At 42.2% G+C, this 17,043-nt stretch carries 11 protein-coding genes; 4 read left to right on the forward strand and 7 right to left on the reverse strand.

Annotated features, from left to right (window positions below; genetic code table 11):
* Positions 1–25: 25 nt before the first annotated feature.
* The 6 genes from BGP78_RS14310 to BGP78_RS14335 form a co-directional block, all read right to left on the reverse strand.
* Positions 26–1,402, reverse strand: coding sequence for a DUF3526 domain-containing protein (locus BGP78_RS14310; protein WP_119862010.1), 1,377 nt, complete (start codon positions 1,400–1,402; stop codon positions 26–28).
* Complete coding sequence (locus tag BGP78_RS14315; protein ID WP_119862011.1) at positions 1,389–2,831, reverse strand: DUF3526 domain-containing protein; 1,443 nt, start codon at positions 2,829–2,831, stop codon at positions 1,389–1,391. The genes BGP78_RS14310 and BGP78_RS14315 overlap by 14 nt, the downstream gene beginning before the upstream one ends.
* 59 nt (positions 2,832–2,890) lie before the next feature.
* Positions 2,891–3,613, reverse strand: a complete 723-nt coding sequence (locus BGP78_RS14320) for an ABC transporter ATP-binding protein (RefSeq protein WP_119862012.1) — start codon at positions 3,611–3,613, stop codon at positions 2,891–2,893.
* Positions 3,614–3,770: 157 nt separating this feature from the next.
* Positions 3,771–4,223, reverse strand: a complete 453-nt coding sequence (locus tag BGP78_RS14325) for a hypothetical protein (RefSeq protein WP_010361667.1) — start codon at positions 4,221–4,223, stop codon at positions 3,771–3,773.
* Positions 4,224–4,238: 15 nt separating this feature from the next.
* Positions 4,239–5,501, reverse strand: a complete 1,263-nt coding sequence (locus tag BGP78_RS14330; RefSeq protein WP_119862013.1) for an MFS transporter — start codon at positions 5,499–5,501, stop codon at positions 4,239–4,241.
* Positions 5,502–5,506: 5 nt separating this feature from the next.
* Positions 5,507–6,328 carry a nicotianamine synthase family protein gene (locus BGP78_RS14335; RefSeq protein WP_119862014.1) on the reverse strand — a complete coding sequence of 274 codons (822 nt, stop codon included), beginning with the start codon at positions 6,326–6,328 and terminating at the stop codon, positions 5,507–5,509.
* A 165-nt stretch (positions 6,329–6,493) separates the two neighbouring features.
* Between BGP78_RS14335 and BGP78_RS14340 the strand changes: the two genes are divergently transcribed.
* Positions 6,494–7,663, forward strand: a complete 1,170-nt coding sequence (locus BGP78_RS14340) for an efflux RND transporter periplasmic adaptor subunit (RefSeq protein ID WP_119862015.1) — start codon at positions 6,494–6,496, stop codon at positions 7,661–7,663.
* Positions 7,660–10,764: an efflux RND transporter permease subunit gene (locus BGP78_RS14345; protein ID WP_119862016.1), complete on the forward strand. Its 3,105-nt coding sequence runs from the start codon at positions 7,660–7,662 to the stop codon at positions 10,762–10,764. The genes BGP78_RS14340 and BGP78_RS14345 overlap by 4 nt, the downstream gene beginning before the upstream one ends.
* Before the next feature lie 180 nt (positions 10,765–10,944).
* On the opposite strand, the gene BGP78_RS14350 is transcribed toward BGP78_RS14345, so the two are convergent.
* Entirely contained in the window at positions 10,945–13,083 is a 2,139-nt protein-coding gene (locus BGP78_RS14350) for a TonB-dependent siderophore receptor (protein ID WP_119862017.1), read from the reverse strand.
* A gap of 363 nt (positions 13,084–13,446) precedes the next feature.
* Here BGP78_RS14350 and BGP78_RS14355 point away from each other — a divergent pair, with 363 nt between their 5' ends.
* The gene (locus BGP78_RS14355) at positions 13,447–14,817 is read left to right on the forward strand and encodes a hypothetical protein (protein ID WP_119862018.1); all 1,371 of its coding nucleotides are present in this window, start codon (positions 13,447–13,449) and stop codon (positions 14,815–14,817) included.
* Between the two features lie 260 nt (positions 14,818–15,077).
* On the forward strand, positions 15,078–16,964 hold the full coding sequence (locus BGP78_RS14360) for a PKD domain-containing protein (RefSeq protein WP_119862019.1): 1,887 nt from the start codon (positions 15,078–15,080) through the stop codon (positions 16,962–16,964).
* Positions 16,965–17,043: the final 79 nt, after the last annotated feature.

Raw genomic sequence — 17,043 nt, forward strand, 5'->3', positions numbered from 1 at the left:
CGCTCATATGGTTTATTAGATCTTATTAAGCGGGTCGAAGTTGCTTTAGCCGCAACATTGCCACCAAAGCGATAGCAAACACACACAACATACTAATAAACAGGGCCCACAGACTCTTTGAGGTACTATTCGTTAGCGCCGATGTTTTTGGATCAAACAAAATAAAGTTATCAACATCCTCTTTGCTAATGGCTTTATTGAAAAACAAATAGTCATAAAAGAAATGTCGTATTTCACTGTGATAATTCACTATCTGTTGCTGATACTGTGCCTGATCACGACTGCTGGTATTCGCTAATTGGTTCAACTTAAGCTGAAAATATAACGCAGGAGACAACGCACTTAAAGCTTGCAGTTGTGCGTGCCGGAGTGCATTGTTTTCAACATAATCTTGCCACTGCTGCTGCACCGCTAAGTCACTCATATGCTGTTGAGCATAATACCACTTCCATTCAAATGCATCGCCCAACGGAGCCGTGTCTTGCCAATGTGGTTCATGCTTTAAAAACTCATCCAAAATCGCTTGCTTGTTTTGGTCTTGCTCCCACCCATTATTAAGCACCATACGCTGCTCTAAACTCATTTCTAATGGCGCTTCGCTGTGAAACTGACTCGATAAGTACAAATGCACAGCACCAGGGATCAACATTGCAAATAACACCCAGCTACTTAAGTATGCCAAGCTATTCACCACACTGCTTTTACCAAAGCTCATGATCAACCCAGCGACTGAAAACCAGAACAACATGTATACACTGGTTGCAAGCAATACTACCCAAAAAACCGCATCAAAGGGTAAAGATAACAGCAACGCGGCACTTACGAGCAAGCTCAATACCAGCAACCAAATAACAACGAACCGTAATGCAATTTGCTTACATACTTGACTAAATGCGCTCTTTGGTAATGCATTAAGCAATCGCCAACGGCCCGCATGTTGTTCATCCGAAATTAAAGTTACGGTCATGATCCCAATCACCAAAGGTAATAGGTAAACCAATACAAAACCTAAATCGAGCCCACCCGTTCGTTGCTGAGAAGGGTTCACTATCTCTCGGTTAAATATTTGGCTTTGTAATGCCGTAGCACGAATTTTTGTTGCCACCATCGAAGATTGACTTTCTCCAACGAACAAAGCAGCCCAAGGACTTAACTGCCATTTCGTTGGCGCGCTGGCATAATAGGCCAATGAGCCTGCTTCCGGTAAAGATTCACGCTGAGTGACATGTTCTCGCTCTTTTTGAAAAACAATTTTCGATTTGTATTGATCAATACGAATGTTTTTATAGCCTTGCGCACCTTGGTATATGGCAAACACCCCAGATATCACAAAAAGGATCAGCACCAACTTATTGATTTTGCCTGAGAAGAGTCTCATACATTCAAGTTTAAACAGTAGCATAAATCCTCCGCTGCATAATTTTGCTATTTAACGTGATGAACATAACCACCACCACGCACAGCGGCAGTAACCATAACCAAGAAAAGGGGTTAAGCGACCAATTTAAATTAGGTGCTTGATAATGAAAGGGCTTAAACTCTTGCCAATAAGATTTATGTACCTTTTGGTCTCTATCATTATGAAGGTGGATCTCATTGGTATGAAGCTTATTCAGTTTTTGAATTCTTGCATAACGGTGCGCTTCAGCCTGTTGCTCAAAATCTAAAAAGTGCTTTGCATCAGTTCGGGTTAATGCCATTGAGAAATCACGCACAAACAAATAAGGGTTTAACCAATAGAATTGACGAATAAACTGCTGCTGAGCAGAAAACTGTGCGAGCTGCTTATCATAATGCTTATTGTGGATCTGCGCGTTTAACTTTTCGCCCTCTTGCATCACCAATCCTTTATAATTGATTGGCAGTTCCTCAATAGAATCAACCCCGTATTTTTTCAACGTGTCAGCTCTAAATTGATTAAAGTATGGATCATCTGGATTATGACTATTCCCCACCTTGCGGTTGTCTAGTTTTACCGTCAATTCAAAGTCATTTCGTTTTTGATGCGGATATTGATTATGGGCAAATTCAGCCAGCATACGCGGCATTAATATGGTCAATATAAACCATATTGACGTCAATAATACCAACGCTTGTTTTGGTTCTTTAACATAACTTGAAATGAGCAGTGTTAGGCCTATCCAAAATAAGCAATAGAGTAAATACACACCAAATAAAAGGAGTAGCCTAATAACCCCTTCAGAGGAAAATGCAGCGCCTGCATTCGTCGCCAATACCAATGAAAATATAAATACCGGTAAAATAAACAACACAGATAAAAACAAGTAACTGAGACTTTTACCTACGATGAGCGTTCTAAACGACACCCCCATCGACATTAATTGTCGTAACGTGCCGCTCTTTTGCTCGCCACTAATACTGGCAAATCCTAAGCCAATGATCAGTAGTGGCCAAATCGTTAACAATATATTGGCACTACTTAACTCTGAAAAGCGTAGCAATGTTCCGCCGTCTTGATCGTTGGCAAAATTGGCACTGTTTTGTTTATGTGCCTCTAAAAAAATACTGTCTCCTACCCATGCGTTAACGCCTAAATCAAAAAAGCTCAGTGCACTGGGTGGACGAAATGCAAAATGTCCAAAATGCGCCACGCGATGTGGGTGCCTATCAGGCTGAGCTTGCCACTGTTGCTCTACTAAAGTTTGCGCTGCGGTTTGGGTTTGCACACTGTGTTGAAATTGCTGCCAACCCGTATACAAAGCAACGGCCAGTAGCAATTGGATCATGATGAAGAGTAGCCATAAGCTGGGGCTTTTGCGCTTACTGGCCAGCTCATGCCGAAATATCTTCATTACTTTTTTATTAATCATGTAGATGTACTTCCTGTATGAATACTTTCACAATCATGTAACGTACTAATTAAACTCGATTAGCTTGCCTCTTGGACGACGCTTGTTCCTGAAATCAACTCGTGATATTTATTTTCTAATGTGTTGATCGAAAGCTGCTTATTATCTAGCAATGTCAGAAGTTGACCTTTATCCATAATGCCTATTTTGTTGGCTAAGGTGTGCGCACAATAAAAGTCATGCGTTACCATCAAAATCGCGGCACCCTTATTGGCCAGTTGCTCAATAATTTTTATAAACTCGCGTGTCGCACTTGGATCAAGGCCTGAAGTCGGTTCATCTAGTAGTAACACTTTTGCTTGACGAATAATGGCAAAAGCAATCCCCACCTTTTGTCGCATGCCTTTCGAGTAACTTTTCAAAGAGTGTTTACGGGCACTTTGCTCCAACCCAGTTTCATCTAATGCGGCATTTATTTGCTCATCTGAAACTTGTAGACCCGATAAGCTGGCAAGATACTTTAAATTATCTATGGCATTAAACTCTTGATAAAGGTTAACTTGTTCTGGCAAGTAGACCAATTTGTCTTTGCTGCTGTTATTACTATGAACGTCTGCGCCATCGATTAAGGCTTGACCACTGTCAGGGTGCAAAAAATTAAGGAATAAATTAAGCGTGGTACTTTTACCGGCCCCGTTTGCGCCCAATAGACACATAATTTCACCGGGCGCCACAGTAAAACTCAGGTTATCGAGCACTTGTTTACTGGAAAATGATTTACTTAAATTTATGGCTTCTAACACAAAAACACTCCTTTAACGAAAAATCCGCTTGCAGCTAAAGTCATGTACGTTTAAAAAGAAGCACATACACCTCTCGCTGAAGCGGGATCTTGGGAAAAATGACTAACAACGTTTAGTTATAACATAACAACAGTTGTTTAAATAGAAACAATTTAAATTACATAGTAGGTACTAAAAAGCTAGCCGTGCCAGTGAAAGCACCGCCTTCAACGTGAATTTGCGCATTCTTATAATACACCAACCCTTCTGAAAGCTGCTTTTTACAATGCTTTGGAAAAAAACCCTCAAACCGAACAGCTTCAGTGGTATTTATTGAGCGCTTAAATTTAATATCTAAATCACGTAAGTACACTTCCCCTGCTTTTTTGGTCATTTTGTTATCCCAGCAACCGTAAATAATGCCGAGCTGAGAAATCCAAATCATGGCGCTTTGTGCACTAAAGTGAAATTGACCATCACCTGGCATTTGAAAGTGTTCAACATCAATACGGCCATCGATATATCCAGGCTCTAATGAGACAGAGCTAAATGACATTCTTTCTTCACGCCAGCCATTTTCTAAATAGTCTGACATATACGCACGCTGCTGATCTGAAGTAAGTTGAATCATAATGTGTTCCTTAACTTAATGGGTAGATGGGTTAGTTAACTGACTGTCTTCTTGCTCGACATGTTTGGGCATTAGCAACGTATGTAATACTGCGGTTACTAGGCCAGTCGCCATTAAGCAATACCATGCTAACTGTTCGCTAATATCAGCAAGGTCAAATGCAAAACCAACGATACTGCTGCCCGCAATAAGCCCAATGCCAGCAAATAGGTAGAAAAACCCATAATGTGTGGCCACAGACTTGTTGTTTGCCAGATCAGATATCTGGCTCATAATAAAGGGAAAACTCACCATAGTACCGACAGTAAAAACGACTGCAAGTACACTTAATGGGACGTAATAAAGTAAGCCAGTTTGAAATGGCCAATTGGGTATTAAAGTAGCGAAAGATAAGCCCATTAATGCAATACCAATACTGATCCAATGCTGCGGCGTTAACCAACGCTCACAAATTCGGGTCACTGGAAATTGTAAAAAAATAGAGATAATCGCACACAAGGTAAGTACCCACGCAACATCCTGTTGCGCACCCGCTTGATTAACAATATGAATTGGGATCGCAAACGAGATTTGATTGATGAGCATAAAATATCCCATCATAATGGCTGAAAACTTTAAAAACCCTCGGTTGCTAAGGACACCCGACACCATCGTTTTAATATTACTTTTTTCACCTGTATTAGAGGCTGGCTTAGCGCTCTTTGCTTTCGATGCGCTAGGTAATAAAACACTAAAAACAATGGTAAAAAGTAAAAATGGCAGCGCAGCTGCGACGCATAAAATGTCAAACCCAACATTAAGAAGCAATAAGCCACACACAGGTCCCAAGAGCTCACCACCATTTCGTGCAACCCCCACCAGCGAAAACATTTGTGCTCTGCTTAACGTCTCTTGTTTAGCAAAATACGCTTGAGCTGCAGGGGTAAATAATGCACCCGCAAAGCCCGTTAAAAACGCTGCAAGAAATAGCACCGGGGTAACATCTGCAAATAAAAATAAGCAAAAGCCAATCGCACGCAATAAGCAACCAATGACAATCAGTGGCTTAGCACCATATAAATCAGCGAGTAACCCTCCGACTAAAAATAGACCTTGCTGACAAAATGAGCGAACGCCCAAGACAATACCAACCAAAGTGGCACTGAGCAGCAAGTCTTGCTTTAAATAACCTGCTAGAAATGGGATCAGCATGTAAAAACCCAGATTAAAAATAAACGCCGCAGATAACATCCAACGGTATTGGCTACTGAGTTTTAAATAAGATGAAAAAATAGACATTGAGGTCACTCAGGCTTTTGAGCTATCAAAATAGAATGAAAATTATCTGCGTAAGTTTGTACTTTCAATTTTAGCTGAAATGGCAACAGAGCTTGTTCATTGGTACTTGGATAAAGCAATGTACGCAAATTATACGCAGTGCGAATGACTAAATGCGCACCAGGACGCATGTTTTCAAATAAGTGCTGAATAATTTTGCCTTTGATTTTTTCATCACCCACCAAAGCAGCAAGCCATATGACGTCATACTGGTCTAGCTGTTCTTGCACACATACGTCGTTGTGAATAAATGCCATTTGATTGTCTGGCTGTAACGCGTCACACACAGATTTGCCTAATAACAAATCAGGTTGATTAATATCAAGGTTATCTACGGCTAACCCAGCATTAAACAAAGCCAAAGATGTTAATGGCAAAGCGCCCGATCCAACCATAAGCACCCGATTCACAGCATCACTAGATAGTGAGTTAATCGCACTTATCTCAAGGGTTGTAGCTCGCTCATAATGCTGATAATACGGGTATTCTTGTGTTAATAGCGCGTGTGCATCTTCGCTTTCTACCAGTCGTTCAGCCCAGTGCCTTTCATACAAACTCGACGCCTGGCTAAACAACTGCTGGATCCCTGGTTTAATGTCTTGAATTTGCGGTTGCGCCAACACATGATCTGCAAATTCGCTGCCGTGTTCATTCGACAGTAAATCTAAAAATCCATGAAATTTAACCATGCTGTCTGGCGTGATTGAAAGTGCAGACATCGCTTTAATATTTTTGTACCCATCGGCTATCAAGGCCGCATGGGTAGTTACAGAGTGAGGTATGTTCATAAGTTAGTTGTTACTGCATTGCCCCTATTTTTATGTTATAACATAACCCATGAGTTACCTATATGTAAATTGGTTTTTATGATTATTTTCATTAATCTTAGCGCCTTAAATTAAAATGGTAACAACCTGTTTACTTTTAACATAATTAGTAATAGAGACTTAGGCATGACAATTACAAAAAACACGTCATTTTTTATGCGCTACAAACGCGTTTGTATCCTGCTGTTGGTGTTGCTTAGCGGCGTTATCGCTTGTGTTGGGCTGTTTACAATGGCAAGCGACACCGTACAACTTAATCCCGAAGTAGATACTCGGCCAAAAGTCTCTGCGCGCACAATTCGCCCTATTGATTACCAAACAACACTTAGTCTATCTGGTGTATTTAAACCCGCAGAACAAACTGATATTGCCTTCGAACTGTCAGGTAAGGTGGCGTCTCTACATCCAAGCTTTGTCGTTGGAGGCATTGTTAAACAAGGCGATTTACTGGCGACGCTGGATCCGTTTGATTATAAAACACAAGTCTTAGAAAAACAGGCAAGCTTTGCCTTAGCACAAGCCCACTTATCTGAAGAACTCGCCAAGGCTGAAGTCGCTAAAAAAGAATGGGCTAACAGTGCACATATCCCCGCTTTAGCCCTAAGAGAGCCACAAGTAGCAAGTGCACAAGCACAGCTAAAAGCTGCAAAAGCCAGTCTGTCTCTGGCTGAAAAAAACCTCTCTCGAACTCAATATTTCGCGCCTTATGATGCCCTCATAGCAGCACGTAGCGTAGGCCTTGGGCAAGTTATTTCAAAAGGAGAAATGCTTGGACAAATCGTGAATTTAAGCTTCGGAGAAATACATATCCCCATAGCGGGATTTGAACAACCCTTTATCCCTGCTCTCCCAGCAAATAACGTGCAAGTCCACAGTGACAATGTGCAACGACAAGGTATTTTAACTCGCCACACAGGTCAGTTTAATGATGTAACAAGAATGGCTTACTACATCGTCAAGGTTAACGACCCCTATGCACTCAACAGCCAAGAAGAGCCACTCTATTTCGGCCAATTTCTAGCCGTAAATATACCAGGTAAAATCCTTAAAAATGTTATCAAAGTGCCACAAGAGTGGGTCAAAAACCAAACACTGTGGCTACTCAATACGGATGGCACCTTAGTAAAAAACTCAGTGACAGTGGTAAGAGAAGAGCATGGCTTTGCATTGCTTAAAGCACCAACAGGTATCAACCACCAAATCGTTACTCAACTCCCTGAGTACCCTCAATCAGGCATGCAAGTTAAACGCTGGCCTCACGATACCCAGCTAGCCGAGCGAGGAGAAAAACAATGACCCAGCAACACGGTCTTATCGCCTATTTTGTGCGCCACCCTGTCGCGGCAAACTTGTTAATGTTATTGATAGTATGTATGGGCGTATTGAGCTATCAGAGTATACAGCGACAAACCTTTCCAGTCTCTGACAATCATAAAGTCACCATTCAAGCGACTCAGTTAGGGGCATCCGTTAAAGAGGTTGAAGAAAATATACTATTAAAAATAGAGCAGGCCTTAAAACCTCAAATAGGAATAAAGCGGGTATTAAGCAGCGCAACACCGTCACAAGCCAAAGTAGAAGTTGAGCTCAATAGCGGTGAAAACATTGCCGCTAGACTCGATGAGATCAAGCTCAAGTTAGACAGTATTGCCAGCTTCCCAATTGCAATGGAACCGCTACTTATTTTTGAAAATGCGCAACAGCAGCGTGCCCTCAGTATTGTGGTATCAGGCCTGTCAGATCCCCTCTTACTTAAAAAGCTGGGGAATGAGATCAAAACCGAGCTACTGCAGCTCAAAGACATTTCCCATGTTAACTTATCTGCAATGCCAAACTATGAAGTGTCTATTGAGATTTCCCCAATAAAGTTGCGAGAATTCAGCCTTAGTTTGTCACAAGTAGTCCAAGCCATACAGTCACACTCAGACAACCTGTCCGCAGGACATATTAAAACCTCTAACGGTAATATTTATTTAAGATTAGAAGAGCGTCGTTACCATGGCGATGACCTGTTAAATCTTCCTGTGGTTTCTGGCTTACTAGGCGAGACCATTCGTTTAAAAGACATTGCAACGATTAAAGATGGGTTTACCGAAACCTTAGATGAAGGTCGGCTCAATGGCGAGCGTGCCGTTTACATTATGGTCGATGCATCAAAAGAGCAATCACTCACACATGTTGTTACTACCGCGCAAGCTTACCTAGCTGAAAAGCGCCGCTCGCTGCCCAGTGAAATTGAACTCTATGAGTTTGTTGATGTAACATTTTACTTAGAGGGCCGTTTAAACATGATGCTAGAGAACCTTGCTCAAGGTGCCATTTTAGTATTCATTCTGCTGGCTGTCTTTTTACGAACAAGACTTGCGATTTGGGTCATGATTGGCCTGCCAGTCTCAATGCTTGGCGCTTTTTGGTTAATGCCATGGCTTGGCATAACGATTAACTTGGTGTCTTTATTTGCCTTTATTATGGTACTGGGCATCGTGGTTGATGATGCGATAGTCATAGGAGAAAGTGTCTGTGACCAAGTTGAAAGCCATGGCCATGACAACGAGCAAGTAATACTCGGCACGCATAAAGTGGCTATGCCAGCCACATTTGGGGTATTGACCACCATCGCCATATTTATGCCATTTATGTTAAGTACGGGACCTAACTCAGGGCAATTTATTGCTATCGCGGGGGTCTGTATTTTATGCTTGCTGTTCAGCTTAGTAGAATCTAAATTGATTTTACCCGCGCACCTCGCCCACACACGTATGCCTAGCCTTCCTAACTCACACTGGCGAGTACGTTTTAATAATCGTCTGCAACACCTATTAAACAGCCGCTTTAAACCAGTATTAAAGTCATGTATTCATCACCGATATGCAGTTATTTTGGCGTTTGTTTCACTGCTCATTGTTACTGTCTGTTTAATCGTTACCGGGTTAGTACGATTTGTGGCAGTACCCAAAGTGCCGCACGACTTCCCTTCTATTAATATTCAAATGAACCAAAATGTTTCTGAAGCACAGACTTTAGCTGCCGTAAAAGAGATTGAAGCGATGATCCAGCGTGTTGAGCGTGACACCATTGCACAAACTAACCAGCCTATGATGAGAACGATGTACACCCGTATTGATCACCTAACTGAGGCTGAAATTGTGGTGCCATTGGTTGCAGAAGCAGACCGTCCGTTCGACACATTCGAACTCGCCAGACGCTGGCAAGCTGAATTGCCAAACATACCTGGTGTGAAAAAGTTCACCATTGAGTCAGACGTTATTGATATTGCAGAAAAAGGAGATTTGGAATACCGGCTGTTTGCAGACGACATACAAACATTACAGCGTGCCAGCCAAGACTTTATTGCCCAGCTGACTCAAATAAAAGGCGTACACAGTGTTTATTCTTCGATGGACAGTGCGCAAACAGAATACAAAGTAAAACTCAAGCCCATTGCTTATCAGCTACAACTGGATGCTAAAACCGTCACAGAACAAGTCGCAGCAAAGTTTTACGGCCTTGAGCTGCAACGCGTTATGCGTGAAGGCCAAGAAGTCATATTTATGGTACGAGGCGCACGCACCGACAGGGAGAACATCAGCGCGTTGGCGCAAACCCTTATCACCTTGCCTAATGGCGAGCAGGTGTTTTTTGGTGATATTGCAAACACCATCGAAGCGCCAAGTGTCGCTAAAATAGACAGAGAGCAAGGCTTTCAAGTGGTGACTATCAGCGCAAACGTTGATGCACAACAAGCGCAGTTAAGTAACGTATCGAACAAGATAGAAGCCGATATTCTACCTGCGGTGACAAGTCGTTATACTGGTGTGACAACTCAGCTCGGCAGTACCTTACTAGATCAGCGCAACGAACGCAGTCAAATGCTGACTTTTGCGTTAGTCGGTTTGCTGGTTATTTACTTATTACTAGCCTTACCCCTTAAAAGCTATGTGCAGCCATTGATTGTGATGTCTGTTATTCCGTTTTCAGTGATTGGTGCGTTATGGGGGCATTTCTTGTTCGGTTATACATTAAGCATCATGTCAGTTTTTGGGATTGTGGCAGCCGCAGGTGTGGTAATAAATGATTCATTGGTCATGACTGATGTCATAAACCGAAACCGCGCCAAAGGTGTCGCATTAAACGACGCCGTCGTACAGGCAAGCATTTCACGCTTTAGGGCAATCCTACTGACATCATTGACCACCTTTTTTGGGCTTGTGCCCATCATGTTCGAATCAAGCTTACAGGCACAATTTGTGATCCCGACCGCCATCTCTTTGAGCTTTTCAGTGCTCTTTGCAACAGTAGTAACCCTTATCATGGTGCCATGTTTATATGCGGTACTAGAAGATGTAAAACGCCTGCACTTACCCTTGATGCGCAAGTTCAAAATACAAAACGCTTAGTCGTGGGTCAATGTATAAACTACACATAGGCGAATGTTACAAAGAAGCGAGAGTTAAAAGTTATCAGCGACCATAAAATGAAGAAAACAAAAAGGTAATAATACTAAAGCTTAAGAACCCGTAAAAAGACATGCCTTGGTAAATGAGTTACCAAGGCATGTTTATATTAGAACTTATAAATTAGAACTTATAAGATGCTGAAAGCAGTACCTTACGTGGCTCACCCGGCTGAACCCACATTTGCGTATATGAGTTAGTATAGTGTGTACGGTCAAACGCATTATGTACTTGCGCTTTTACGGTCCACTCTTTATTTACTTCATACTTAGCAAACAAGTTAAATACCACATACGACGGCAAGTAAAAATCACTGCCGCGTTGACCTAAACGCTCATCAACATACTGGAAACCCAAACCTGCTGATAGGTCATTACCATACACGGTGTAATGTTGACTCAGTTGTAAACTCGCTGAATGCTCAGGAATATTCAGTAACTCATCACCCGCTTCAATACCCACATAAAGGCCAGTATCTAACGCGTCCTTTTCAACTTGGGCATCTAAGTAAGTATATGAAAAACGAATTTCAGCATCCGCAGGTAACTGGCCGGCAATATCTAATTCAATACCACGGCTACTTGCTTCACCAATCGCAGTTTCAAATCCTAAGTTTTGCATATCAGCCACAATAATATTGGTCTGCTCACTATCAAAATAAGCAAGAGTAATATCTAATGCGTTATCTAATAATGACCACTTAGTACCAAGTTCAATAGACTCAGTTTGATTCGGCTCAAAGCCATTACCTTGATAGTCAGCACCAAAGTTTAAGCGGTATCCTTCACCATACGTTGAATATAAAGAAAAGTTATCAGTGAACTGATAGACCAAACCTAACTGCGGGCTAAAGTGTTGCTCAGACTGATCTAAGGTAATATTACGCACTTTGTCATTCGTTGTTTGCTTTAACCAATCAAAACGGCCACCAATACGTATTTGTAACGCATCGGTCAGTGCAATTTGGTCTTGAATATACAAACCTGTTGCTGATTGGTTTTGCTGACGTACAATCACCGGCATTGGCGTTGGCGGTGTATGCAACCCATATACAGGGTTATGAACATTCAGTGCGTACAACTGCGCATCAGTTGGATTAGTGCTAAGTTTAGGTGCACGTGCTACGCGGTAATCTCTGTCAAACTCAAATCGGTCATAGTCCACACCCGCAATAATATTATGCTTAAAGCCACCTGCTTCAATATCACCTGCGATTTCAAAGCGCGCTACATATTGGTCTGTATCATAGGCCCTTTCTCTGTGCTGACGAGTCAATGTTTGACCATCATAGAACAGCTTTTGACGTGAAGGCGACATATCGGCATCACTTGATAGACTGTCTAATTCAGTTTGCCTAAAGGCCACAGCAGAACTCAACTGCCATACCGAATTTAGGTCATATAGCCATTGTAATTGATGTCCGTGAACCATCGTCGTGGTAGGGCCATCACCTGGTTCACCTAAAAAGCGCTCAATAGGCATAAAGTCAAAGTTACCACCGGGTGCAATAACGCCTCGGTCAAATGGGATCTCTTGCTCGGCATATTCTAATTCATATGTCCAAGTAGAGCGGTCACTCTGATCGAACAAAAATGAGGCAGTAACACCTTGTTTTTGCGTTTCTATGGTGTCTCTAAAGCTATCTTCTTGCTGATAAAAACCAATAAAACGACCCGCTAAGTTATCAGCTAGAACCGTATTCACATCGGCTTCTACGCGCTGATGCTTGCGACTACCTAAGGTTAATTCTAATTCACTTGATGACTCAAAAGTTGGCTTTTTAGTTACCAGATTAATTGACCCACCCGGCTCACCACGGCCAAATAACGCCGCTTTTGGCCCTTTGAGTATTTCAACACGTTCGATGCCAGATGCATCTCTTGGCCCAGAAAAACCACGGCCAGCATTAAAGCCATTCACTAAATAGCCGCTGGGTACATTCTCATCACCAAAAAAACCGCGAATGGCGAAGCTATCCCACAGCCCTCCTAAACTATTTTGACGGCTTACTGATGCCGATAAATCTAGAACCTGTGTTAATCCAGTCAAACCGGTATTTTCAATTAGGTCAGCGTCAAGTTCGAGAATCGCTTCTGGAGATTGTAAATGAGTAAAATCGCCACGGTAAGCTTGACGCTCACCGGTTACTTCTATTTTCTCTACGTCTGAGTCTTGAGAGTTTTGAGCTGCGTGAGAAGAAAAAGCCGCAGCCAATGAAAGAGATAATACGCTTAAACGACAAGCATAAACTAAGGGTGTCATTATCAATCCTTTATATTTGATATGTTATAACGTTTTGGGTACTTTACCATGAGTATGAGAAGCTGTTAAGAATTAATCCGCTTTACTGAATAAATCACAAACCACCTGAAATAAAATAAATATTTGACAATGTCAGATGCTAGACCTGCTCAATTGGCGACATTTCGGTTACGTTGTCACCTTTTACGATCGCCACAAAAACCTCTCGATACTGCACCTCACCCTTCTAGAATAAAAAGATATGCAATAATGAACAGCTCGCTTCAACCAAAATAAAGCCGTGTTACTCAACATAAACCGATGTAACTCAAGCATTTGTGCTAAACTATAAGAGACATTTAACTCAGGAGGCAGTTACCAAGAGTGAGTAGAGCAAAGCTAAGCCAAGATGAAAATCTATCCTTCAAGATCAACTATCAACTTCTTCCTAAAGAAACCAATCAGCTCGACCTGTATTTTTCAATCCCGACAGACATGGGGATCAATGCAAATACACTTAATGAAGTTGATTTCTTTAACGCCAATATAAAGTCGCACAGTGCCTATTACTCTGAGCAGCTGCATTTACCCTTGGTTCAAAGTCGCTTTATTAGCCAAACCAAACGAGAAAAAACCGGCTACCGACTTAACCTAAACCTATTTTGCTACCAGCTCAGGATCGCGCTTGATGCCGACGTAAAAGCCACACTGCAACTTAAAGAACCCGACGAGTTCTTCCCCGCAGCAGCATTATTAGTAGAACAAACGGAGCGCTTGCTGAAAAATTTAAGGCGCTACACGCCGCCTGATAACAAGCTCAAATCCTACTTTCAAAATGCCGACAACTACCTGAGCTGGCATACCGAGCAAACATTCTTAAAGTTACTATCGAGAGGTCCTAAATCGAGTGAATTTAGTGATGAACGCGCAGCGCTGATTGATTTTTGTCAGCAAGAAAGTCAATATCGCACTGGGCAAACATATAACTCGCAAGTGACATTAGACGACCCAAATCGCATCACCAATAAAATGAAGCTACTCGAACGGCTGATTGAGTATGGGGTGGTATTTAATAAACAAACCACTGATCTAACCTTAAATTTAAAACGATTAGTTAAAGGGCTCGTAACCGGTGTGATCATGGCGTTTGTCATGTTTATTGTGCTTAATGCCCGATCTAATTTTCAAGAAATCACCGTTGCCCTTATCGCCCTACTGGGGGTTATTTACGGGTTAAGAGAAACATTCAAAGAAGACTTAACCCAATGGGCGTGGCGTAGGATCCAGCGAAAACGCCCTAAATGGCGTAATAAGTTTAAAAACTCAGTAAACGACGATATCGTCTGTACACAAACCATTTGGCTTGAACACATTCGTAAAAAAGACGTCCCCCCTGATGTAAATAAATTACTTAAGCAACGCAGGCAGCAAAATAAGCAAGCGGCGCATTTAATGCACTTTAGTAGTAAAAATCAGGTTCATGTTAGTGAGTTTTTACCCGGTTATGATGAAGTACAGCAGCGTATTACTTTTAACATGGCTTCATTTGTTCGCTACCTTAAAAAAGGGGCTGGAAAGCTCTATGCTTTGGAAGGCCAAAAAATATCAAAAAAATCGGTAGAACGGCGCTATCAAATTAACCTTGTACTGCGTTTTTCAACCGATCACAGTACACAAATAGAACGCTACAAACTGACTATGAACCGTTCTGAAATTGTTGCGATAGAGCTGATGGATGAGGCTGCTGCAGAGTAATAGATAAAAGAGTCAGTCACGTGACACACAGACAAGCATCGCTTAGTGCCAAAACCCTCGGACTGACTCGCTGAAAATCGCTGGAAAAAAGTCACCGTTTAAAGCTGGTAAGCGGGTAAAGTAATCACCTCTATAAGATAAATATAATGTACCCGCCCTGTTAAGTCACACTTAAAACACTTGATCGCAACCTTTAATTAACATACATTTGTTGTGTTTTGTTCAAAAACACAACAACTAAAATTAAAGGATAATAACTTATGATACCGTGTAAAGTTCGTAAGGCCGTGCTTCCTGCATGTGCATTACTTTTGTCATCAGCGACTTTTGCTGGTGTATTAGACGCTTCAGCGCAAAAAACAGACATTGCTAAAATTGTCTCTCATCAGCTCTCGCTTAATGCGGGGCACGCTGGGATCACCACCCAAGATGTTAAAGAGCATATTATTAATCACCCGGATGCACAGTTTATTAAAATAAACTTTGCTCAGTTGTCGTTACCTGAAGGCGCATACATTGAAGTCAGCAATTTAGAAGGCACAGAAAGCTATCGTTATGACCACAATGACAGCGATGTCAAAGCATCAATGTCGGTATCATCCGATACAGTAAAAGTAACTTTGGTTTCGCCTAACTCAGTACTGTGGGACGAAAATCATGGCGTTGAAATACAAGATTTCTATGCCGGCTTCTCTGATTTTGAATTGGCTGAACGCGCCGCTATATTTGAAAGTGGTGATATTCAGCCTAACTCAACTTGCGGTGTTAACGAGCGCCAAGACGTCGCCTGTTGGGAAACATCTCACCCTGTGGAACATGAGCGTAGTCGCCCAGTTGCACGCCTGCTAATTGGGGGCCGCAGCCTCTGTACAGCATGGCGTGTTGGTGCCGACAACCATATGTTTACCAACAATCACTGCTTTAGTAGTGCAGCAGATACCAAAAATGTCGAAGTGTGGTTTAACTATCAGCGCACAGGCTGTGGTACTGGCACAACCAATAGCACAGTAAAAGTAAACGGCGACCAGCTTTTGGCCACCGATTATGCGCTAGATTACACCTTATTTACTGTGCAAGAATTTGAAAAAATTAAACAGTTTGGCCACTTTGGGCTAGATGCTAACGCACAGATTCAAGGTGAGCGTATCTTCATCCCTCAGCATGGTGCAGGTAACCCGAAAGAGTTAGCAATTGAAAGTGACTTGAACTCAAATGGGCTGTGTCAGATTGACCAAACCGTCACAGCGGGTCGTGGCAGTAATACCGACATGGGTTATAAATGTGACACCACAGGTGGCTCTTCAGGTTCACCTGTACTCTCAGCAAAAAATAACAATGTAATTGCATTACACCATTATGGTAATAGCACGCAGTGTACAACTAAATTAAACCGCGGCACACGCATTGAGTTAATTTGGCCAAAAGTAGCCACCCATTTTGGTGGTGTGTTACCAGTAGGAGATAATGGTAACACAGGCAATAACCCGCCAGTTGCTCAGATTACGACACAGTGTACCGAATTAACCTGTCGCTTTGATTCAAGTGGCTCGTCTGACTCTGACGGTAATATTGTCGCGACTGCGTGGAATTTTGGTGATGGTACAACAAGTACGACTGCTGGTTTAGTCACACATACCTATCAGCAAGCAGGGAAATATAATGTCTCGCTGGTCGTTACAGATAACGACAACGCGCAAGACAGTGCCGTAGTTGAAGTGACAGTCACGGCAACTGGTAACCAAGCCCCTGTTGCTGACTTCACGTATTCAGCTAATGGTCTGGCAGTAAACTTTACCGATGCTTCAACAGATGACTCAGGCGTAATCGGGTATTTATGGGCGTTTGGTGATGGCAATAGCAGCCAAATGCAAAACCCATCTCATGCTTACGTTGCAGCAGGTACTTACCCTGTCACACTCACAGTGACCGATGCACAAGGTGAACAATCCACTAAATCAAGTTCAGTCGTCATTTCGGATAGCAACTGTAATGTTGGCGCATGGGATAGTTCAACTGTTTACCTCACCGGTGATCAAGCGTCTCAAAATGGCAGTGTTTATGAAGCGAAATGGTGGACACAAGCTCAGTCTCCAGCGGATTACTCATCTACATGGGCAGTTTGGAAGTGGTTAAGAAACTGTAATTAAGCGATCTAAACCAATCCGTTTGAACCAAGTTAAGGTACTAACCTTAACTTGGTTCAATTTTGTTATTCTTTTATTTCTC

This window comes from Pseudoalteromonas sp. MSK9-3, assembly GCF_003590335.1.
Taxonomy (GTDB): domain Bacteria; phylum Pseudomonadota; class Gammaproteobacteria; order Enterobacterales; family Alteromonadaceae; genus Pseudoalteromonas.